Raw genomic sequence first — 20,836 nt, forward strand, 5'->3', positions numbered from 1 at the left:
CTAGCCCTCCGCGTCGCCGCCGTGGTTGTGCAGCACGGCGTTGCGGCGCGAGTAGGCGAAATAGACCACCAGCCCGAGCGCGAGCCAGCACAGGAAGGCGACCCACGTCAGCCATTGCAGGTGCGCCATCAGGAACAGGCAGAACGCCACCGCCAGCAGCGGCACCACGGGCACGCCAGGGCAGTGGAAGCCGCGCGGCAGGTCCGGCCGGGTGCGGCGCAGCACCAGGATGGCAATCGAGATCAGTGTGAAGGCGGCCAGCGTGCCGATGTTGATCAGCTCGGCCAGCACGTTCAGCGGCACGAAGCCGGCGATGGTGGCGAAGATCAGCCCCACGGTCCAGGTGGCGACGAACGGTGTGGCGTGCACGGGATGGACGGTCGAGAGCGCCTCGGGCAGCAGCCCGTCGCGCGACATCGCAAAGATGATCCGCGTCTGCCCGTAGGTCATGACGAGGATCACCGTGGTCATGCCGAGGATGGCGCCCAGGTCGACAAACCCGGCCACCCAGTTCTGGCCGGCGTACTGGAGCGCCAGCGACACCGGGTGATCGACCCCCGCAAACTTCGCGTACGGCACGATGCCGGTCATGATGGCGGCCACCACCACATAGAGAATGGTGCAGACCGCCAGCGAGCCGATGATGCCGATCGGCAGATCCCGGCGCGGGTTGCGCACCTCCTCCGCCGCCGACGTCACCGCATCGAAGCCAATGAACGCGAAGAAAACCAGCGCGGCGGCGTTGAAGACCCCGGTCAGGCCGAACGGCGCGAACGGCTCCCAGTTCGCCGGCCGCACATGCCAGACGCCGACGACGATGAACAGCAGCACCACGCTGACCTTGATCGCCACCATCACGTTGTTGAGCCGCGCCGACTCGCGCACGCCGTAAGACACCACCCAGGTAATCGCCAGCATGATCAGCACCGCCGGCAGGTTCAGCACGGTCTCCACGCCGGGCACGGCCCCAGGCGCCGCCGTGAGCGCCACAGGTAGCCGAATGCCGAATCCGGCCACCAGCGACTGGAAGTACCCCGACCACCCCACCGACACCGCCGACGTGGCCAGCCCATATTCGAGCAGCAGATCCCAGCCGATCATCCACGCCACGATCTCCCCCAGCGTGGCGTAGCTATAGGTATAGATCGACCCTGACACCGGAATGGCCGACGCAAACTCGGCATAGCAAAGCGCCGCAAACCCGCACGCCAGCGCCGCGATCACGAACGACACCGTCAACGCCGGCCCCGCCGTCAGCGCCCCCGTGCCAGTCAGCACGAAGATCCCGGTGCCGATGATGGCACCAATCCCCATCATCACCAGATCCACAGGCCCGAGCACCTTGCGCAGCCCGTCGTGCGCGCTGACCTCGAGCATGGCATCGATGTTCTTGGTGCGAAACAGGCTCATGGTGTGGGCTCCGAGTGGGGTGATCAGATCATTGTTGTGCCTGGGGGGCGGTTTGGGGAAGGGGAATATCGGATGGGTCTCTCACGCGTATTGACTCGTTTTGATAACGATTTCAACAGTTTCGTTACAGACAATCGCTTATTGAGCCGTCTCAACCGGCGGGAGCGACCGCGCCTGTAGTCTCAATTCCCTCTTTTTCTGATCAGGGAAGTCGTCGTTCGAGAGTCCGACCGGACGATTCTTCACTTTATGTACTACTGACCCATGCTGACCATTGACACAGACGACTTCCGGCTTCAACTCACGCCGGTTTCCGCGCGGCGTGAGGAACCGGGAGGACCCTATCTCGAATGGATCGACGTACGGATCGATTTGACCGTACCCGGGATTCGCGCGGAGGGGGAATGGAGCGTCATGCCCGGCGAATTGCGGCAGTTTCAACAGCAGCTGGCGTCCCTGCAAACCCGGTTCCAAGCCGGACAAGAAGCCGAATTGTCAGGTGTGGAAACTGGCTTCTCGCTGAAATTGCGAACGCTTGATCAAGGGCAGATCATTGGCGCCTGGCGCTTTCAGCCGGTACCACCCGACGGCGCATGGATTACCGGGCAATGTGGGCTGGATCAGTCCTTCCTAGGCGAGTTTCTGCGAGGAATTGACGCGCTTCTGTCCTTTTCTGGTTGAGCCATCTAGGCTGCCTCAATAAGAAACTGCGGAGTCCACACACCCGCCATTCCGCACTTCTCACCATCACTTCGCCACCGGCATCATGCAGCGCGTGTAGAACCAAGCCAGCCTCAGGCCACTGCAACATTTTCGTTACGAACCCGCGCGGTTTGAGATATCTCAAATGTGTCTGGCCGTTGAACAGATAGCGTCGATCCTCCTTTTCTGACAGGAGGTAGGTTGCAATGGCTCAGTTGGACGAGATGGAAGGCGTGCGCGTAGTCCTGAGCGCGCCGCAGTTGGCTGCGGTGCTTGCGCATCGCTCGATCAGCCCCGCTGAAACGATGAGCAACCGCCTGTGGGGCGGCCTGGACATCGTCGGCGGCGTGCTGGAGATGGTCGGTGCCGGGGTGCTATGCATCGCACCGGAGCCGACCGGGGTCACCAAGGCAGGTTGCATCGCCTTCGGCCTCCATGGCGCCGACACCACCAGGCGCGGCATGCGGCAGGCATGGACCGGGCGGGATACCGCAACCCTGACCCAGCAGGGCGCGGCCAAACTGGCCGAGACGATGCGGGCGCCGCCCGACATGGCGAACAACATCGGGCTGTCGCTGGACATCGGCGTGGGATTCGGACTCGCCGGGATGTTGAAGGCGGCCCGGGTGGCGAGTATTACGCTGGGGCGCTTCAGTTTGATACCTCATGAAGCGAATGTGGTCGGAGGACGGGGCGGGCATACCATTCAGAAACACGTTGGCCAAACGGAAGCACAATTGCGGGCGCGACTGGTGCGGGAAAATCGACTGCCGATCGCATCGACATTCTCCGATCTCCGTACAGCCGAATGGGCAATCTCCGAAACACTACGCAGGGGAGACAGCCAAGTAAAAGCTTGGCTTTCCTCCGGCCGCCTGAAGTTGAGGCTGGAAATGAGCCTTGGCAAACCGATTGGCAAGGTCCTGCCAAGAAACACCGGAAAAATACAGGAGGCGCGCAGCATCACCGTGGTGCTTGCGCATGAAGAACATAATGGCATGCCCTACTACATCCTGACGTCTTTTACGCGGCCTTAATTCCATGACAGACGTAACATATCCTGAATTGTCCCACTTCCTCATCGTCTATCTCAATGAGGACTTCGATATATATGGAGATTCCATGGAAGAGATAGTCGGCGCGTATCTGCGAGAATCAGATGCCGGGATGCGAATAAATCTGATCGGGGAAATCGACCGCATCAAGAAGGACCATCCAGGAGATCTGGAGGTCGCCATCGAAGACGCGTGTCGTGGCTGCTTCGATCCTGCCTTGTGGGGTTACACAGCTACTTCATTCCTGGACGAACTGAAGCAATCGCTACAGAAGTAAGCACTACTGAATTCCAAAAAAAACGGCAGGGTCCAAACCCTGCCGTTTCGCACTTCTACGACCTTTCCCTACCCCATCACTTCGCCACCGGCATCGTGAATTCGGCTCCCTTGCCGATACTGTCCGGCCAGCGCTGCATGATGCTCTTGTAGCGCGTGTAGAAGCGCACGCCTTCCTCGCCGTAGGCGTGGTGGTCGCCGAACAGGGAGCGCTTCCAGCCGCCGAAAGAATGCCAGGCCATGGGGACCGGAATCGGCACGTTGATGCCCACCATGCCCACCTGGATCTGGCGCGAGAAGGCGCGGGCGATGCCGCCGTCGCTGGTGTAGCACGACACTCCGTTGCCGAATTCGTGGCCGTTGATCAGGTCCACCGCCTCGGCGAAGTCGTGCACGCGCACTACGGACAGCACCGGGCCGAAGATCTCTTCCTTGTAGATCGTCATGTCCGGCTTCACGTGGTCGAACAGCGTGCCGCCAACGAAGAAGCCGCCGTCGTGGCCGTCCACCTTGTGGCCGCGCCCGTCCGTGACGAGCGTGGCGCCTTCGGCCTCGCCCTTGGCGATGTAGCCCTCGACCTTCGCCTTGTGCACGCCGGTGACCAGCGGGCCCATTTCGGCGTCGGCGTCCATGCCGTTGCGGATCTTCAGCGCGCGGGCGCGTTCGGCCAGGCGCGGCACGAGCTTGTCGGCCACGTCGCCCACGGCCACGGCAACCGAGATCGCCATGCAGCGCTCGCCGGCGGAGCCGTAGGCGGCACCGATCAGCGCGTCCACGGCCTGGTCCAGGTCCGCGTCCGGCATCACCACGAGGTGGTTCTTGGCGCCGCCCAGCGCCTGCACGCGCTTGCCGTGCCTGGTGCCTTCCGTGTAGATGTACTCGGCGATCGGCGTGGAGCCGACGAACGACAGCGCCTGCACGTCCGGGTGGGCCAGCAGCGCGTCCACGGCGGTCTTGTCGCCCTGCACCACGTTGAACACGCCATCGGGCAGGCCGGCCTGCTTGAGCAGGTCGGCGATCAGCAGGCTCGGCGAGGGGTCGCGTTCGGACGGCTTCAGCACGAAGGTGTTGCCGCAGGCCAGCGCCACCGGGAACATCCACATCGGCACCATCACCGGGAAGTTGAACGGCGTGATGCCGGCCACCACGCCCAGCGGCTGGCGCAGGTTCCAGTTGTCGATGCCGCCGCCGATGTTGTCGGTGAAGTCGGTCTTGAGCAGGTTGGGGATGCCGCAGGCGAACTCCACCACCTCAATGCCGCGCGTGACCTCGCCCTTGGCATCCGAGAACACCTTGCCGTGCTCGCGCGTGATCAGCGCGGCCAGGTCGTCATGGTGCTTGTCCAGCAGTTCCTTGAACTTGAACAGGATGCGCGCGCGGCGCAGCGGGGCCAGTTCGGACCACGCCGGAAACGCGGCCTTGGCGGCGGCCACGGCGGCACCGACGTCGTCGGCGCTGCCCAGCGCCACGCGCGCGGCCACCTCGCCGGTGGCGGGGTTGAATACGTCGGCGAAGCGGCCGGCACCCTCGGCGGCGGCGCGGCGGACGCTGCCGCCGATGTAGTGATGGATTTCGGCGATCTGCCGGTTTTCAGCGATGTTCACTGCGTCTTCCTCTCAGTCTGTCTTGGCTTACTGCACGTCGTTCAGCGCTTGCCTGACGGTATCGAACAACTGGTCGATCTCCGCCTCGGAAATGATCAGCGGCGGCGAGAACGCCAGGATGTCGCCGGTGTAGCGTACCAGCACGCCGCGCTCGAGGCACTTCAGGAAGGCTTCGTAGGCGCGCGCGCCCGGCTGGCCGGGGCGCGGCTCCAGCTCCACGCCAGCCACCAGCCCCAGGTTGCGGATGTCCTTCACATGCGGCGCGCCGCGCAGGCCATGCACGGCCGACTCGAACTTCGGCGCCAGTTCGGCGGCACGGCCGAACAGGTTGTCGCGCTGGTACAGGTCCAGCGTGGCGATGGCTGCCGCGCACGCCAGCGGGTGGCCCGAGTACGTATAGCCGTGCAGCAGTTCGATGCCGTTCGGCGCCCCGGCGTTGATCACGGTGTCGTGCACCTCGCGGCGCACGGCCACGGCGCCCATCGGCACGGCCGCGTTGTTGATGGCCTTGGCCATGGTGATCAGGTCCGGCGTCACGTTGAAGCGCTCGGCGGCGGTGGCGGCGCCCAGGCGGCCGAACGCCGTGATGACCTCATCGAAAATCAGCAAAATGCCATGCTTGCTGGTGATCTCGCGCAGCTTCTCCAGATAGCCGACCGGCGGCACCAGCACGCCCGCCGAGCCAGCCAGCGGCTCGACGATCACGGCGGCCACGTTCGAGGCATCGTGCAGCGCGATGATGCGTTCCAGTTCATCGGCCAGATGGGCGCCCCACTGCGGCTGGCCCTTCGAGTAAGCGGCCTCGGCGATGTTCAGCGTGGCCGGCAGGTGGTCCGTGCCCGGCATCAGGTTGGCCGACCAGGTCTTGCGGTTCGGGCCAATGCCGCCCACGGCCATGCCGCCGAAGCCTACCCCGTGATAGCCGCGCTCGCGGCCAATGATGCGCGTGCGCTGGCCCTCGCCGCGCGCGCGGTGGTAGGCCAGGGCGATCTTCAGCGCGGTATCGACCGACTCCGAACCCGAGTTCGTGAAGAAAATGCGATCCAGCGGCTTCGGCATGATCGCGGCCAGCTTGGTGGCCGCCTCGAACGAGAGCGGATGGCCCATCTGGAACGGTGGCGCGTAGTCCAGCGTGGCGGCCTGCCGCGCGATGGCATCGACGATTTCCTGGCGGCCATGGCCGGCAGCCACGCACCAGAGGCCGGCACAGCCGTCCAGGACCTGGCGGCCGTCGTGGGTGGTGTAGTACATGCCGCTGGCCGAGGCCAGCAGGCGCGGGGCGGCCTTGTACTGGCGATTGGCGGTGAACGGCATCCACAGGGCATCCATATCGGGGATCACGGTCTTGGCGGCGTCCATACTTTCTCCTCAGAATCGGGGTGTGGGGGGCGCGGGGCAAAGCGCCCCGGCACGGATTCCGGCAACTCTACCGGCGCGGTCGGGCCGCACGAATATACGGTCGGGAGATCGCTGCCTTACCGTACAGTGTAGTCAGCCTCGACTGTACAGATAGCGGATTGCGCCGCGCACGCGCGCCGGCGCCTGGATCGCCGGCAAAAATGGCGTATCGCCGCTGCGCTGCACCAATCGAGCAGACGCCCGGTCAGGCGGCGTACTTGCCAGTACACTGTACAGGTTTCGCGCCCTGCCGAGTGCCTCATGCTCAACCTGAACCTTGTCCGCAGCCGCCGTGGCGGCGACACCCTGACCGAACAAATCGTGGCCGGCATTGCCGCGCTGGTGGATCGCCGCGCGCTGCGCGCCGGCACGCCCCTGCCGTCGGTACGCCGCTTTGCGCAGCAGCACAACGTCAGCACATTCACGGTGGCGGAAGCCTACGGCCGGTTGACCGCGCTGGGCTACCTCGCGGCGCGCCCCGGCTCCGGCTACACGGTGGCGCACCGCCACGCGCCGGCCGGCCATGCCCGCGCACCCCACTGGGAGGCGCCGGGGCTCAACGCCGCGTGGCTGCTTTCCGATGTATTCGCCGACCATTCCGTGCCGATCAAGGCCGGCGCGGGCTGGCTGCCGGGCGACTGGCTCAACGAGGAAGGGCTGCACCAGGCCATGCGCAGCGCCGCGCGTGTGCCGGCGGCGCAGGTCTCGGGCTACGGCCATCCGTATGGCTTCGCGCCGCTGCGCGAACACATCGCCACGCATATGAGCCAGTACGGCATGCCGGTGCAGGCGCAGCAGGTGGTACTGACCCAGGGGGCCACGCAGGCGCTGGACCTCGTGGTGCGCACGCTGCTGCGCCCCGGCGAGACGGTCCTCGTGGAAGCGCCCTGCTATTGCAATCTGTTGCAGATCCTGCGGCTGGCCGGGCTGCGCGTGGTGGGCGTGCCGCGCACCGCGGCCGGTCTCGATACCGACGCGCTCGAAGACGCCATCCGCCAGCACACCCCACGCGCACTGTTCGTCAACACGGTGTTGCAGAACCCCACCGGCGCCAGCCTGACCAGCATGAACGCCTTCCGCGTGCTGCAACTGGCCGAGCAGCATCGGCTGCTGGTGGTGGAGGACGACATCTACCGCGAGCTGGCACCGGCCGGGTCGCCGATGCTGGCGGCGATGGACGGCCTCTCGCAGGTGGTCTACGTGAATGGATTCTCGAAGACCATCACGCCGTCGCTACGCGTGGGCTACCTCGCGGCGAGCCCGGACCTGGCGAAGGCCTTCGCGCGGACCAAGATGGCGGTGGGACTGACCTCGTCCGAGGTCACGGAGCGACTGGTGTATTCCGTGCTGACCAGCGGCCACTACGGCCGCCACGTGGCGGCACTGGCCGAACGGCTACGCGCACAACAGGATCGCGTCACGGAGAAGATGGAGGCGCACGGGCTGGAGGTGCTGCTGCGGCCCGAAGGGGGGATGTTCGCCTGGGCGCGGCTGCGCGGCGACGACGCGCCGCCTGCAAGCCGCCTCGCCACGCTGGCACTGGACCACGGCATCTGGCTGGCACCGGGCTCGTACTTCGAGCCCGACGAGACTGATTCCCCGTGGATCCGCTTCAACGTGGCAACGAGCGACGCGCCGGAGCTGTGGGCGTTCTTCGAGGCCTGCCGCGCCGGCCGGCTGCCGCTGGCGCGCGCGGCCTAGGCGGAAGGCCGGGAAGCCTCAGAAGCGATAGCGCACGTATCCGGTGTAGAAATTACTGCCCGGATTCGGCCCCTTGATGCTGGCGTTGGAGATGTGCTGGAAGCGGAAGCCCGCTTCCGTGTTGGCATTCTTGCCGAAGCCCACGCCGATACCGACCATGTCGGAGAACTGGAACGCAGTGCCCGAACGGTGTTCGTCGGACGTGCCGGTGTGGGATTGCACGCGCAGACCCACCGACGCCTCGGCAAACGGCACGAAATAGCCGCCGCGCTTTTCCACGCGCAGGATCGGCGACACGCCAAACTCGAACAGGTTCTGCTGGTTGGTGCCGCTACGTGCATCCCATCCGGCGACGTTGAATTCGGCCTGCAGGCGGAACAGCCAGCCCTGCGGATTGCCGTATTGGAGCGGGGTGTTGTAGTTCAGCCCGAGTTCGTACTTGTTGATGTTATGGCCGGGATCACGGCCATAGGCCACGTGCACGGCGGGATGGCTCCAGCCGACCAGTTCCTCGGCGCTGGCGGGCGACGTGGCGCCCGCGGCCAGCGCGGCAACGGCAAGAGTCCGGGTGATAAACAGGGTGCGAGCAGAGAGGGCGGGATGCATGCGGCGTTCTTGTTGTTCTGTCTTCCCGAGGAAGACAACGAAGAGAGATGGCTCGACAACACAACTCGGCGCGATTGACAGGCCCTGCCCGCTTCCCGAGGAGGAACGCGGGCGATCAGGCCCAGAGTCGCTCGACCAGCCAGCTCGCGGCAACGCAAATTCCGAGCCAGACGGCGAGGCAACCTGCAATAAATCGGTACGTCATTGTGGAAATGGACTTCTGAGGGGGTCTTGGAATGAAAATGTGCGCGGATTATACATCCATCAGTGAATGTAAGTTTGCCCCGAACCTGCCGGGTCAGACACTGCGCAGTCAGACCATGCCAAAAGTCCTCAGTTCGCCATAATGCCAGTGAGCGGCGAACCGTGCACTGAGCCAAACGCGGCGGATCGTGCAACACACTGTTCCCTGGCCGCATGCAATCCGCTCGCCAACCAGCCCCCCTCAGCCGCGCAAGAACGGCAGCACTTCCGCAAGTAACTGCTCCGGCACTTCCTCCGCAATGTAGTGCCCGCTCGGCAGGGCATGCCCCCTCACCCGGCGCGCCACCTTGCGCCACTCTTCCAGCGGCTGGAAGCACTTGCCGACCGCGCCGTCGGCGCCCCACAGGGCCAGCATCTCGCACTCCACCGGGCGTCCGGCCGCGGCGTCGGCACGATCGTGCTCCAGGTCGATGCCGGCGCTGGCGCGGTAGTCCTCGCACAGGCCGTGGGCGGCGCCGGGCAGCTTCAGGCAGCGCAGGTATTCGGCCAGTGCGGCCTCGGTGAACGGCGCGAGGCCGGCGCTGCGCGTGCCCATGGTCTGGCGCAGGTAGAGATCGGGGTCGGCCTCGATCAGCGTTTCGGGGAACGGCGCGGGCCGGATCAGGAAGAACCAGTGCCAGTAGGCGCGCGCGAAGGCTTCCGAGGTCTGGGCATACATCGCCAGCGTCGGGGCGATGTCCAGCGTGACGAGTTTTTCCACCGCCTGCGGATGGTCGAGCGCCAGCCGGTGCGCCACGCGCGCGCCGCGATCATGTGACAGCACGCGGAACCGCTCGAAGCCGAGTGCCCGCATCACCGCCATCTGGTCGGCCGCCATGGTGCGCTTGCTGTAGTTTGCGTGGTCGGGCAGCCCGGCGGGCTTGTCGCTGTCGCCATAGCCGCGCAGGTCCGTGGCCACTACCGTGAAATGCCGCGCCAGCTCACCGGCCACCTTGTGCCAGATCACATGCGTTTGCGGATGGCCGTGCAGCAGCAGCAGCGGCGGGCCCTCCCCGCCGACCACGGCATGAATCGCCACGCCCTGGTTGTCGATCCGGTACGTCCTGAATCCTTCAAACATCGGCTGTCTCCTTGGTCTTGATGCGTCGATGCGGCAAGCCGTGCCATGGTAGTCGCCGCGCGTGGGATGCGCATCGCGCGGGCAGTGTAATCGCGGAATCCATCGCTATAATTGCGCAAACTGAACTTCATTCGTGCGTTCGATTCACGAATTGCCGCTATCGATGGACGCCTTCTCCGATCTCGCCTTCTTCGTCCTGCTGGTCAAGCGCGGCAGCCTTGCCGGCGCAGCGCAACAGCTTGGCGTCACGCCCTCGGCGGCCAGCAAGCGGCTGGCGGCGCTGGAGGCGCGGCTGGGTGTGCGGCTGCTCAACCGCACCACGCGGCGGCTGTCGGTCACGCCCGAGGGCGAGTCCTACCTGGCCCAGGGTGGGCGCATCCTGGCCGAACTGGAGGAACTCGAACAGGGCCTGGGCGGCAGCCGGGTGGCGCCGCGCGGGCTACTGCGGGTGAATGCGACGCTCGGTTTCGGCAGGCGCCACATCGCACCGCTGGTCAGCGACTTCCTGCAGGCGTATCCCGATGTCGAAGTGCAGTTGCAGCTGACCGACCGGGCAATGAACCTTGCCGAGGAAGGCTACGACGTCGGCATCCTCCTCGGCGACCTGCCCGATGCGCGGCTCAACGCCCGCCTGCTGGCGCCGAACCGCCGGCTGCTATGCGCGTCCCCGGCTTACCTCGCCCGACACGGCGAGCCGGCCTCGCCCCGTGCATTGCAACAGCATCGTTGCATTGTGATCCGGGAGAGCGAATCGGCCTATGGCACCTGGCATCTCCAGTCGGCAGGCCGGCAGGAGACCGTGAAGGTGCGCGGCCATGCCGCCACCAACGATGGCGAGGCGGCGGCGAACTGGGCGCTCCAGGGCCATGGCATCGTGCTGCGTTCGGAGTGGGAGGTAGCGCCGCTGCTGCGCTCGGGCCGACTGCGGCAGGTGCTGGCTGACTGGGCCTCGCCGCCGGCGGACATCTACGCGGTGTATCTCACGCGCGACAAACTCTCGGCCCGCGTGCGCGCCTTTGTCGACTTTCTGGCCGAACGGCTCGGCGCGTACGAGCAGACCGCGCCCTATCACGGCTGGTAGCCGGCACGCCAACCCTGCCGCCGGCAGGGTGGCGAGTGACCGGGCGCGCCATGGCTGGTACGCTTGGGTGGCGTCCCCCCCAACCGACTCCCGACCCCTCCCCGACATGCACACGCACGATCTGTCCGCGTGGACCCATTCCCACGTCTTCGATGCCGGCAACCAGGCTGCCGAGCGCAGCACACGCCTGGTCATGTGGATCACACTCGCCACGATGGTGGTGGAGATTGCCGCCGGCCTCTGGTTCAACTCGATGGCCCTGCTGGCCGACGGCTGGCACATGAGTTCGCACGCCCTGGCGATTGGCCTCTCGGCCTTCGCCTATGCCGCCGCACGCCGGCTGGCCGCGGATGGGCGCTTCACCTTCGGCACGTGGAAAATCGAGGTGCTGGCGGCCTTCGCCAGCTCCATCTTCCTGCTGGGGGTGGCCGCGCTGATGGTGTTCGGATCGGTGGAACGGCTGTTCAGCCCGCAGCCCATCCACTACCAGGAGGCGATGGCCGTCACCGCCATCGGCCTGCTGGTGAACCTGGGCTGCGCGTTCATCCTCGGTGGCGCGCGCCATGATCACGGTCACGACCATGATCATGAGCATGGGCACCACCACCACGGACATGCCGGTCACCACCATCACGACATCAACCTGCGCTCGGCCTACCTCCACGTGATGGCCGATGCGGCCACCTCGGTGCTGGCCATCGTGGCGCTGGCTGGCGGTTGGTGGCTGGGCTGGAGCTGGCTCGATCCGGTGATGGGGCTGGTGGGCGCGGCGCTGGTCGGCCGCTGGGCCATCGGGCTGATGCGGCAAAGCGGCACGGTGCTGCTGGACCGCGAGATGGACCACCCGGTGGTGGACGAAGTACGAGAGGTGCTGGCCGGCTTCCAGCAGGGTGAAGACGGCACGTGCGTGACCGACCTGCACGTCTGGCGCGTGGGCCGCGAGCAGTTCGCCTGCATCGCCAGCCTGGTCACGCACGACACCACGCTCACGCCGCGGCACGTGCGGCAGGCGTTATCGATCCACGAGGAATTGGCCCACGTGAGCGTGGAGATCAGCCTGTGCGATGACGGGGCACCGCGCCGGCCCGCCCGTCATCGTCATCCTCATCATTCCCACTAGTCGAAACTCGTCGAATTAGGGCAGCAGCAGGATGGCGCCGGTGGTCTCGCGGCGCTCGGCGGCCTCGTGTGCGCGGGCGACCTCGGCCAGCGGGAAGCGGGCGCCGATTTCCACCTTCACATGGCCGGCGGCGATGGCATCGAACAGATCCTTCGCATTGGCGCGGAAGCGGGCCGGGTCTGCGTTGTGCGGGAACACCGAGGGCCGGGTCAGGAACAGGCAGCCCTTCTTGTTCAGGATCTCCGGCTCGATGGCCGGCGCCGGACCGGACGCGCCGCCGTACAGCACCACCAGCCCGAAGGTCTGGGCGCAATCGAGCGAGCCCATGAAGGTGTCCTTGCCCACGGCGTCATAGACCACGGTCACGCCCTGGCCGCCGGTGGCATCGCGCACCTGCTTGACCCAATCTCCCTGGCTGTAGTCGATGGCGATGTCGCAACCCGCCGCACGGGCGCGCTCGCACTTGGCCGCGCCGCCGGCCGTGCCGATCACGCGCGCACCGAGTGCGCGGGCCCAGCCGGCCAGGATCTGGCCCACGCCACCGGCGGCGGCGTGTACCAGCACCGTGTCACCGGGCTTCACGGCGTGCGTGTGGCGCACCAGATACTGCGCGGTCATGCCCTTGAAGATCACGGCGGCGGCCTGCTCGTCGCTGAGGTTGTCGGGCAGCTTGACCAGCTTGTCCGCCGGCACGTTGCGCGCCTCGGCATAGGCACCGAGGCCGGCGTTCATGTACGCCACGCGATCTCCCACGGCGATGTCCGTCACGCCCGCGCCCACCGCCTCCACCACACCAGCCGCCTCGTGACCGAGACCCGTGCCCACCGGCAGCGGATAGGTGCCGCGGCGCTGGTACACATCGATAAAGTTGAAGCCGATGGCGGTATGCCGCACGCGCGCCTCGCCAGCCGCCAGGGCCGGCAGCTCGACCGGCGTGAGCTGCATCACTTCGGGCGCGCCAAATTCCTGGAGGCGGATGGCACGGACAGTGGTCGTCATGGGGTCTCCCTGGTCAGGCTTGCAGAATTGGAGCCCCGATTATTGTCGCTTTTGTAAAACCTTGCCGACGGCGGGGCATCCAGGGAGAAACCGGATCAGGACAGCATGGCGCACATGCACAGCGCGCTGGTATGGCGCAGGCGCTGGAATTCCTCGCTCTCGAGGACTTCGGTGGGCAGCTTGGAGGCGTGGATCAGCGAGAACCCGTAGCGGGCGAAGTAGCTTGGGCAGCTCGAGGTCAGGAGCACCGCGCGGCGCGTGCCGTTGGCGCGGGCGCGCATCATCACCGCGTTGACGAGATGGCTGGCCACGCCCTGATCGCGCCATTCGCGCAGCACGGCTACCGAGCGAACAATGGCCGTATCGCCGAAGCGTTGGGCGCAGGCGCAGCCGACCAGTTCAGACTCCATGAGGGCCACGTGGAACTCGCCCACCAGGCGCGGCAACTCGTCCACCGGCAGGCCGCAGCACTCCAGCACTGCCGCGATGGCTGGCATATCCCACGGCTGCGCCGCACGCACTCGCAGATCTTTAATCATCGGGAGCCTCTGTTTCTCTCATCGCCGCGGGACGGAAACGCCATGGAAGCCCTGCATGGTGAAACCTGCCTTGCGTGCTGACACTTGGTGCACACGCGACAAAACATTATCGTAATCGGGGCGCTATATCCACAAGGAAACTCCGCGTTGCGGCGTACTCAACGCTTGGGCGCACCTGTCTCCGGAGCGAGCATGAAATGCGCCAGCGGCGCGCTGTCGTGCACGGTATGCGCCGGGAATGATAGCCGCGGAAGATGACAGATTGGTCAGATCCGTCGAAGGCAATAAAGGGAAAAAAACGGAAGGAGGGGAATGGAGGCGGGGATACGGAATCGAACCGTCGTAAACGGCTTTGCAGGCCGTCGCATCACCACTCTGCCACCCCGCCCCGGAGTCTGGCGCCCTGGCGGGCGCCTTGCAATCAGTGTGCGGGGCGCAGTGTAGCCGAAGATTTGGAACTCTGCAGAGCGCCGGCCTGCTAGCCGTCGGACTCGCCCAGCTCGCCCATCGCGGATTGCAGGTAGTTCTGCACGCCCACCTTGCGCACGAGTTCCAGCTGCGTCTCCAGCCATTCGATGTGGTCCTCCGTATCCGAGAGGATATCGGTCACCACATCGCGCGACACATAGTCGCCAATCGACTCGAAGTACTTGATGGCGTCCTTGCAGCTTGTCTGGGACACCAGCTCCAGCTTCAGGTCGCAGCCGAGCATCTCCTCGGCATTTTCGCCGAGTAGCAATTTGTCCAGATCCTGGAGATTGGGCAGGCCGTCGAGCATGAGGATGCGCTCGATCAGCTTGTCCGCGTGCTTCATCTCCTCGATGGACTCCTCGTACTCATGCTTGCCCAGCGCGTTCAATCCCCAGTGCCGGTACATGCGCGCGTGCAGGAAATACTGGTTGATCGCGGTCAGCTCGTGACGCAGCTGGCCGTTCAGTAACTGAATAGCTTTCTTGTCGCCTTTCATGAGATCGACCCCAAAACGCCTTGCACACCACGGTGGACGATTTTTCATGTTAATGGCCGAGGCCAGAAGATCAAGCATCCATATGGCAAATCGCGATAATAAATCCCTTGCCACACGGGGCTTTACGGCACGATGCGGATGATTTTGCGGATGATTGCGATTTCGATTCAGCCACCTTTCGGCACGCCCGAACATAATCCCCAATGAAAAAGGCGCCTCCCTAAGGAAGCGCCTTCGTGCCGGCCCGGAAGCGGTGGAAACGGTTATTCGCCGCTCGCGCGATAGCGGTTACGCAAATCGCGGATCAGGTCGTGGTTGCGCAGCACCCCCTGGTACTGGCGCTCGATCAGTGCGCGGATGTCGAAGCTCAGGTCGGTTTCCTGGAGCGCGTCGCCATACTTCTTCTTGGCCACGTCCTCGCCCTTCTCGGTTTCCTCGAGAATGGCGAGGTCCGTGCGGTCGGCCACCGCGCTGCGCAGGCTCACCCACCCGCGATGCAGCGCGCCGGCAATGCTGCCATGGTCCTCGGGCTTGCCGCCGAGGGTCATCACCTGGCTCTGCAACTCGCGTACCGCCGCGCCGCACTCGGTGGCGCGGCTCGAGAACAGCGTCTTCAGCTCCGGATTCTTGGCGTCCTCAGCCGCCTTGCGGAAGCCCTCCTCGCCGTCGCGCGAGACTTCGATCAAGTCGTTCAGTACCGAAACGTTGTTATCAGCCATTGTTGGACTCCTCTCACATCCGAGGCGCGCCGTGAGGTCACGGCGACACTTCGCGTGGAACATCCCGCACCATGCCGAGCATGGTGCGGACCTTATATCCACGATAGGAGAGTCAGAGCGCGGAGGCTGTCGGGAGGCCGCCCAAGCGGTTGTCGGCCTACGCCTACACCTGCTGCATCAGTCCAGCAGGTGACCCATGCGAGACCGCTTGGTGGCGAGGTATTTCTCGTTTTCGGCGTTGGACGGCACGATGTGACGCATTTGCTCGGTCACGGCCAGGCCGGCGTCTTCGAGCGCCCGGATCTTGATGGGGTTGTTGCTCATCAGGCGGACCGACTTCACGCCCCACTGGCGCAGCATGTCTGCCGCGAACGCGTAGGTGCGGGCGTCGATGGCCTGCCCAAGCGCGAGGTTGGCGTCCACCGTATCCAGCCCGCCGTCCTGCAGTGCGTAGGCGCGGATCTTGTTCGAGAGGCCAATGCCCCGGCCTTCGTGGCCACGCAGGTAGAGCAGGATGCCGCGGCCCTCGTCGGCAATCTTCTGCATGGCGAGGTCGAGCTGCTCGCCGCAGTCGCAGCGGCACGAGCCGAAGACGTCGCCGGTCAGGCATTCGGAATGCAGGCGGACGAGGACGTTCTCGCCCGAGATGTCTCCCATGGACAGCGCCAGGTGTTCGGTGCGGCTGTCCACGCCCTGGAAGGCATGGGCGGTGAATTCGCCGTAGCGGGTCGGCAGCCGTGCGGAGCCGATCAGCTCACTTTCTAGGTCTTTCATATTCCTGTGATCGCGGGGGGCGCCGTGGGGCCCGGGCGCGCATGATGCGGGCCGGGACAGGCGCACTGCGCGCCACCCTGAGGGGGCTATGGCGCGCGGCATGCCGGCAAGGATACCGCGAAACGCGTATTCCTATAGGTATCGCTGCAGGTACCCCTATGCCGAGCGGGCACTCTCGGACGCCTGTGGGGTCGCCCGGCGAGTGCCCTGGAAGACGCTTTTGCGCCGCCCGCGTTCAGGCTGGAATGCGCATCGCGTCCGGCCGCTGCCACCAGCGATGCTGGCCCACGGCATCCAGGAATTCCCGATGCCGCGCCGGGTCCTCGGCCTTGGCGATCACCACGCCCGGCCCCGCGAAGCCGCCAGGCAGCCCCGCGCAGCGCGCGGCCTCGGCCACCATCACGGCGCCAGAGCCGCCCGCGCCCACCGCCTTGCAGTGCTTGTAGGCTTCCTTGATAAACAGCAGCGCGTCCGGATCGGGCTCGGCCGGCGGCTTGGCCACGTCGGGCACGTACACCGCATCGAACAGCACCGAGCCGACCGAGGACAGCGCATGGTCCACCGGCAGCGCCGCGCCCTTCGCCGTGGTCACGCTGGCCGCGCGCGGGCCGATGATCTTGAGGTTGGCGCGCGCCGCCTGGGCCAGTTGCTGGAGCGAAGCGATGGCCGCGTCGTCCACCCCATCGTTGACCAGCACGGCGATATTGCGGCCCGTGATGTCGCCCTTCGGCTGCGCGTCCAGGCTCAGCGCGGGCGATGCCGGCACGCCGTAATCGTTGATCTGCACGTTCGGCCCGACCGGCTCCACGGGAATCCCGAGCTTCTGCGCCACGCGCTCCGCCAGTTCCACGGCGATATGGTGGATCTGCCCCACCACGCGCGCGCGGATGGCGGGGTCGAAGACCTTGGAGAGTTCGAACGCGTACGCATCGACGATCTGCCTTTTTTCGACGTCGGACTGGCTGCGCCAGAAGAGGTTGGCCTGCGAGAAATGATCGGCGAAGGTCTGCGCGCGCATGCGTACCTTCACCGCGCCATCCTCGGCTGCGGCGGCGAAGTGCCGGTAGGCGTCGGCATCGCCGGCCAGGAAGGGGCAGCCGCCGCTGACCGAGTTCGGTTGGTAGCTCTCCTTGCCCTGCACCACGGTTTGCCGGCCAAAGCCGTCGCGCTGGTTGTTATGCACCGGGCAAAGCGGGCGATTGATCGGAATTTCATGAAAATTCGGCCCGCCGAGCCGCGTGAGCTGGGTATCGGTGTACGAGAACAGCCGCGCCTGCAGCAGCGGATCGTTGGTGAAATCCATGCCCGGCAGGATGTGGCCGGGATGGAACGCCACCTGCTCCGTTTCGGCGAAGAAGTTGTCCGGGTTGCGGTTCAGCACCATCCGGCCCACGCGCCGTATCGGCGCCAGCTCCTCGGGAATGAGCTTGGTCGGGTCCTGGAGGTCGAAGCCGAACTTGAGCATGTCGGTCTCGGGCACCAGCTGCACGCCGAACTCGTACTCGGGAAACTGGCCCGCCTCGATCGAGTCGTAGAGGTCGCGCCGATGGAAATCGGGGTCCTTGCCGTTGATCTTGACCGCCTCGTCCCAGACCAGCGAATGCGCGCCGCCCACCGGCTTCCAGTGGAACTTGACCAGCGTGCCCTGCCCCTCGGCGTCGACAAAGCGGAAGGTGTGCACGCCAAACCCTTCCATCGTGCGGAAACTGCGCGGGATGGCGCGGCCGGACATGGTCCACAGCACCATATGCATCGACTCGGGCTGGAGGGAGACGAAATCCCAGAACGTGTCGTGCGCCGACGCCGCCTGCGGGATCTCGTTATGCGGTTCCGGCTTCACGGAATGGACGAAATCCGGGAACTTGATGCCGTCCTGGATAAAGAACACCGGGATGTTGTTGCCGACCAGATCGAAGTTTCCCTGCCGCGTATAAAACTTGGTGGCGAAGCCGCGCACGTCGCGCGCCAGATCGGCGGAGCCGCGCGAGCCGGCCACGGTCGAAAATCGCACGAACACCGGTGTCTTCTGGCCGACCTGGGTGAACAGCTCGGCGGTGGTCACATCGGCGAGCGACTCGGTCAGCTCGAAATAGCCATGGGCCGCCGCGCCGCGCGCGTGGACCACGCGCTCGGGAATGCGCTCGTGGTCGAAGTGCGTGATCTTCTCGCGCAGGTGGAAGTCCTCGAGCAGCGTGGGCCCGCGCAGGCCGAGCTTGAGCGAGTCGTCGTCCTGCGGAATCTGGAGGCCCTGGTTCGTGGTCAGCGTGCGGTCACGGTTCGAGACGATATTGCCGACCGAGTCCGAGCCTAGCTGCCTGGGCCGCTCGGCCAGCCGGTCTGCCACGGCGCGCTCGTAGCTGCCATCGTTGTTGTTGCCGATGCCCTGTGGCTTGGGAGGCGTGGTGTCGCCCTTCTTTCCGGGTGGCTGGGCGGCGGACGGTGCGGTCTTTTTAGTCATGGGGACCCTCGGTGGCGGTATGGAGCGGATTGGAGCCCATGGCTTCCGCAGATACCGTGCCACCGGGGGCCAGGCGTGTGCCGGCTCCCCGCCAGGCCGCGCCACGTCTGGCAAACCGGGGGTGCGACCGGTCGAAAAAAAAGCCACGGTGCGTGCACACCGTGGCTTCCTTTTACATCCGGCTTGTAAAACCGCCTGCCGCTTCCGCCTTATTCCACCGTCACCGATTTAGCCAGATTACGCGGCTTGTCCACGTCCGTGCCGCGTGCGCAGGCCGTGTGATAGGCCAGCAGTTGCAGCGGCACCGTGTGCAGGATCGGCGACAGCGCGCCGTAATGCTCGGGCAGGCGGATCACCTGGATGCCATCGGACGACTGGATATGCGTGTCAGCATCGGCAAACACATAGAGCCGGCCGCCGCGCGCGCGCACTTCCTGGATGTTGGACTTCAGCTTCTCCAGCAGCGCGTCGTTCGGCGCCACGGTCACTACCGGCATTGCCTCGGTGACCAGCGCCAGCGGGCCGTGCTTGAGCTCGCCAGCCGGGTAGGCTTCAGCGTGGATATATGAGATTTCCTTGAGTTTCAGCGCGCCTTCCAGGGCGATGGGGTAGTGCAGGCCCCGGCCCAGGAACAGCGCGTTCTCGCGGCGCGCGAAGTCTTCCGACCAGGCGATGATCTGCGGTTCCAGCGCCAGCACGCCATGCAGCGCCACGGGCAGGTGGCGCAGGTTGGTCAGCGCGGCGGCCTCCTCGGCCTCGGTCAGCCGGCCGCGTACCTTGGCCAGCGCCAGCGTCAGCATGTACAGCGCGGCGAGCTGGGTCGTAAACGCCTTGGTCGAGGCCACGCCGATCTCGGTGCCGGCACGCGTCAGGAAGCGCAGTTCGGTCTCGCGCACCATCGCGCTGGTCGCCACGTTGCAGATGGCCAGCGTGTGGGTGTGGCCGAGGTCGCGGGCATGGCGCAGCGCGGCCATCGTGTCGGCGGTCTCGCCCGACTGGGAGATCACCACCACCAGCGCGCGCGGGTTCGGCACGGTGTCGCGGTAGCGGTATTCGCTGGCCACTTCCACCTGGGTCGGGATCTTCGCCACGGACTCGAGCCAGTACTTGGCCGTGCAGCCCGAGTAGTAGCTGGTGCCGCAGGCCAGGATCAGGATGCTGTCGATCTCGGAAAACACCGAGGCCGCCTTCTCGCCGAACAGTTCAGGCGTGATGGCGACGATGCCTTCCAGCGTGTCGCCCAGTGCGCGCGGCTGCTCGAAGATTTCCTTCTGCATGAAGTGGCGGTACGGGCCCAGCTCGACCGTCGCCGCGTGGGCTTCGACCACGCGTTCCTCGCGCACGACTTCCACGTCGTTCACGTCGCGGATGGTGGCGCCGGCACGGGTCAGCTCCACCACATCGCCCTCTTCCAGATAGACGATGCGGTTGGCGGTGCCGGCCACGGCCAGCGCGTCAGAGGCCAGGAACGATTCGTTCTCGCCCAGCGCCACCACCAGCGGCGAGCCGGCGCGCGCGCCCACCACCACGTCGGGGTTGTCCTTGGCCACCACGGCAATCGCGTAGGCGCCGTGCAGGCGCTTGGTCACCACGCGCACCGAGCCAAACAGGTTGCCGCGCGTGGCGCTGCTCGGGTAGGTGTAGGCCTGGTGGATCAGGTGGGCCACCACCTCGGTGTCGGTCTGCGACTCGAAGCCATAGCCCACGGCGCGCAGTTCGTCGCGCAGCGGCTCGTAGTTCTCGATGATGCCGTTGTGCACCAGCGCGATGGTCTCGTCCGAGAAATGCGGGTGGGCGTTGACCGTATCGGGCTTGCCGTGCGTGGCCCAGCGCGTGTGGGCGATGCCCAGCGTGCCGGCCAGGCCGGACGACTGCGTCTGCGTGTCCAGATCGGCCACGCGCGAGACGGTGCGCGCGCGCTCGAGCATCCCGTCGCGCACGATGGCCACGCCGCACGAGTCATAGCCGCGGTACTCCAGGCGACGCAGGCCTTCGATCAGGACCGGAACGATATTGCGCGTGGAAACCGCGCCGACGATGCCACACATCTTGTGAACCCCCCGTTTGGGTCGCGCCGCGCCGCGCGGCACAACCCGCTGAATA

Annotated in this window: 18 protein-coding genes and 1 tRNA gene; 6 read left to right on the forward strand and 13 right to left on the reverse strand. The window is 65.9% G+C overall.

Annotation, left to right across the window (positions count from 1 at the left end):
- Entirely contained in the window at window positions 1–1,410 is a 1,410-nt protein-coding gene (locus tag AB4120_RS02475) for an amino acid permease (protein WP_144199058.1), read from the reverse strand.
- A 264-nt stretch (window positions 1,411–1,674) separates the two neighbouring features.
- On the opposite strand from AB4120_RS02475, the gene AB4120_RS02480 reads away from it, so the two are divergent.
- From AB4120_RS02480 to AB4120_RS02490, 3 genes are all read left to right on the forward strand, one after another.
- Window positions 1,675–2,091: a WapI family immunity protein gene (locus AB4120_RS02480; RefSeq protein ID WP_149136848.1), complete on the forward strand. Its 417-nt coding sequence runs from the start codon at window positions 1,675–1,677 to the stop codon at window positions 2,089–2,091.
- Window positions 2,092–2,318: 227 nt separating this feature from the next.
- A complete protein-coding gene (locus AB4120_RS02485; protein ID WP_149136850.1) occupies window positions 2,319–3,149 on the forward strand; it encodes an RNase A-like domain-containing protein in 831 nt (276 codons plus the stop codon).
- 4 nt (window positions 3,150–3,153) lie between these two features.
- On the forward strand, window positions 3,154–3,444 hold the full coding sequence (locus AB4120_RS02490) for a contact-dependent growth inhibition system immunity protein (protein ID WP_187645092.1): 291 nt from the start codon (window positions 3,154–3,156) through the stop codon (window positions 3,442–3,444).
- A 76-nt stretch (window positions 3,445–3,520) separates the two neighbouring features.
- Here AB4120_RS02490 and AB4120_RS02495 read toward each other — a convergent pair whose 3' ends face one another.
- Window positions 3,521–5,047: a CoA-acylating methylmalonate-semialdehyde dehydrogenase gene (locus tag AB4120_RS02495; protein ID WP_149136852.1), complete on the reverse strand. Its 1,527-nt coding sequence runs from the start codon at window positions 5,045–5,047 to the stop codon at window positions 3,521–3,523.
- 27 nt (window positions 5,048–5,074) lie between these two features.
- Entirely contained in the window at window positions 5,075–6,406 is a 1,332-nt protein-coding gene (locus AB4120_RS02500) for an aspartate aminotransferase family protein (protein ID WP_149136853.1), read from the reverse strand.
- A gap of 300 nt (window positions 6,407–6,706) precedes the next feature.
- On the opposite strand from AB4120_RS02500, the gene AB4120_RS02505 reads away from it, so the two are divergent.
- Window positions 6,707–8,146, forward strand: coding sequence for an aminotransferase-like domain-containing protein (locus AB4120_RS02505; protein WP_149136854.1), 1,440 nt, complete (start codon window positions 6,707–6,709; stop codon window positions 8,144–8,146).
- Between the two features lie 18 nt (window positions 8,147–8,164).
- Here AB4120_RS02505 and AB4120_RS02510 read toward each other — a convergent pair whose 3' ends face one another.
- Both AB4120_RS02510 and AB4120_RS02515 read right to left on the reverse strand, forming a co-directional pair.
- Complete coding sequence (locus AB4120_RS02510; RefSeq protein WP_144199072.1) at window positions 8,165–8,752, reverse strand: acyloxyacyl hydrolase; 588 nt, start codon at window positions 8,750–8,752, stop codon at window positions 8,165–8,167.
- Window positions 8,753–9,197: 445 nt separating this feature from the next.
- Window positions 9,198–10,076, reverse strand: a complete 879-nt coding sequence (locus AB4120_RS02515) for an alpha/beta fold hydrolase (protein ID WP_441641824.1) — start codon at window positions 10,074–10,076, stop codon at window positions 9,198–9,200.
- Between the two features lie 163 nt (window positions 10,077–10,239).
- Here AB4120_RS02515 and AB4120_RS02520 point away from each other — a divergent pair, with 163 nt between their 5' ends.
- On the forward strand, window positions 10,240–11,157 hold the full coding sequence (locus tag AB4120_RS02520) for a LysR family transcriptional regulator (RefSeq protein WP_144199076.1): 918 nt from the start codon (window positions 10,240–10,242) through the stop codon (window positions 11,155–11,157).
- A gap of 106 nt (window positions 11,158–11,263) precedes the next feature.
- Window positions 11,264–12,277, forward strand: coding sequence for a CDF family Co(II)/Ni(II) efflux transporter DmeF (gene dmeF, locus AB4120_RS02525; RefSeq protein WP_149136857.1), 1,014 nt, complete (start codon window positions 11,264–11,266; stop codon window positions 12,275–12,277).
- 15 nt (window positions 12,278–12,292) lie between these two features.
- On the opposite strand, the gene AB4120_RS02530 is transcribed toward dmeF, so the two are convergent.
- From AB4120_RS02530 to glmS, 8 genes are all read right to left on the reverse strand, one after another.
- Complete coding sequence (locus AB4120_RS02530) at window positions 12,293–13,276, reverse strand: quinone oxidoreductase family protein (protein ID WP_441641825.1); 984 nt, start codon at window positions 13,274–13,276, stop codon at window positions 12,293–12,295.
- Window positions 13,277–13,371: 95 nt separating this feature from the next.
- Complete coding sequence (locus AB4120_RS02535; protein WP_149136859.1) at window positions 13,372–13,815, reverse strand: GNAT family N-acetyltransferase; 444 nt, start codon at window positions 13,813–13,815, stop codon at window positions 13,372–13,374.
- 313 nt (window positions 13,816–14,128) lie between these two features.
- Window positions 14,129–14,203: transfer RNA gene (locus tag AB4120_RS02540), tRNA-Cys, on the reverse strand.
- A 90-nt stretch (window positions 14,204–14,293) separates the two neighbouring features.
- A complete protein-coding gene (bfr, locus tag AB4120_RS02545) occupies window positions 14,294–14,782 on the reverse strand; it encodes a bacterioferritin (RefSeq protein WP_149136860.1) in 489 nt (162 codons plus the stop codon).
- Window positions 14,783–15,045: 263 nt separating this feature from the next.
- A complete protein-coding gene (locus AB4120_RS02550; RefSeq protein ID WP_149136861.1) occupies window positions 15,046–15,501 on the reverse strand; it encodes a PA2169 family four-helix-bundle protein in 456 nt (151 codons plus the stop codon).
- Between the two features lie 177 nt (window positions 15,502–15,678).
- A complete protein-coding gene (gene ribA, locus AB4120_RS02555; protein ID WP_149136862.1) occupies window positions 15,679–16,275 on the reverse strand; it encodes a GTP cyclohydrolase II in 597 nt (198 codons plus the stop codon).
- 235 nt (window positions 16,276–16,510) lie between these two features.
- The gene (locus AB4120_RS02560) at window positions 16,511–18,733 is read right to left on the reverse strand and encodes a catalase (protein WP_149136863.1); all 2,223 of its coding nucleotides are present in this window, start codon (window positions 18,731–18,733) and stop codon (window positions 16,511–16,513) included.
- A 209-nt stretch (window positions 18,734–18,942) separates the two neighbouring features.
- Window positions 18,943–20,781: a glutamine--fructose-6-phosphate transaminase (isomerizing) gene (gene glmS, locus AB4120_RS02565; protein WP_149136864.1), complete on the reverse strand. Its 1,839-nt coding sequence runs from the start codon at window positions 20,779–20,781 to the stop codon at window positions 18,943–18,945.
- Window positions 20,782–20,836: the final 55 nt, after the last annotated feature.

The organism is Cupriavidus sp. 2KB_3, assembly GCF_052115685.1.
Classification (GTDB): domain Bacteria; phylum Pseudomonadota; class Gammaproteobacteria; order Burkholderiales; family Burkholderiaceae; genus Cupriavidus; species Cupriavidus campinensis.

Bases quoted from the DNA above. Each gene is read 5' to 3' on its own strand.
- AB4120_RS02475 (WP_144199058.1), bottom strand. From the start codon at position 1,410: ATGAGCCTGTTTCGCACCAAGAACATCGATGCCATGCTCGAGGTCAGC.
- AB4120_RS02520 (WP_144199076.1), top strand. From the start codon at position 10,240: ATGGACGCCTTCTCCGATCTCGCCTTCTTCGTCCTGCTGGTCAAGCGC.
- AB4120_RS02510 (WP_144199072.1), bottom strand. From the start codon at position 8,752: ATGCATCCCGCCCTCTCTGCTCGCACCCTGTTTATCACCCGGACTCTT.
- glmS (WP_149136864.1), bottom strand. From the start codon at position 20,781: ATGTGTGGCATCGTCGGCGCGGTTTCCACGCGCAATATCGTTCCGGTC.
- bfr (WP_149136860.1), bottom strand. From the start codon at position 14,782: ATGAAAGGCGACAAGAAAGCTATTCAGTTACTGAACGGCCAGCTGCGT.
- AB4120_RS02550 (WP_149136861.1), bottom strand. From the start codon at position 15,501: ATGGCTGATAACAACGTTTCGGTACTGAACGACTTGATCGAAGTCTCG.
- dmeF (WP_149136857.1), top strand. From the start codon at position 11,264: ATGCACACGCACGATCTGTCCGCGTGGACCCATTCCCACGTCTTCGAT.
- AB4120_RS02490 (WP_187645092.1), top strand. From the start codon at position 3,154: ATGACAGACGTAACATATCCTGAATTGTCCCACTTCCTCATCGTCTAT.
- AB4120_RS02560 (WP_149136863.1), bottom strand. From the start codon at position 18,733: ATGACTAAAAAGACCGCACCGTCCGCCGCCCAGCCACCCGGAAAGAAG.
- AB4120_RS02480 (WP_149136848.1), top strand. From the start codon at position 1,675: ATGCTGACCATTGACACAGACGACTTCCGGCTTCAACTCACGCCGGTT.
- AB4120_RS02535 (WP_149136859.1), bottom strand. From the start codon at position 13,815: ATGATTAAAGATCTGCGAGTGCGTGCGGCGCAGCCGTGGGATATGCCA.
- AB4120_RS02485 (WP_149136850.1), top strand. From the start codon at position 2,319: ATGGCTCAGTTGGACGAGATGGAAGGCGTGCGCGTAGTCCTGAGCGCG.
- AB4120_RS02500 (WP_149136853.1), bottom strand. From the start codon at position 6,406: ATGGACGCCGCCAAGACCGTGATCCCCGATATGGATGCCCTGTGGATG.
- ribA (WP_149136862.1), bottom strand. From the start codon at position 16,275: ATGAAAGACCTAGAAAGTGAGCTGATCGGCTCCGCACGGCTGCCGACC.
- AB4120_RS02515 (WP_441641824.1), bottom strand. From the start codon at position 10,076: ATGTTTGAAGGATTCAGGACGTACCGGATCGACAACCAGGGCGTGGCG.
- AB4120_RS02530 (WP_441641825.1), bottom strand. From the start codon at position 13,276: ATGACGACCACTGTCCGTGCCATCCGCCTCCAGGAATTTGGCGCGCCC.
- AB4120_RS02505 (WP_149136854.1), top strand. From the start codon at position 6,707: ATGCTCAACCTGAACCTTGTCCGCAGCCGCCGTGGCGGCGACACCCTG.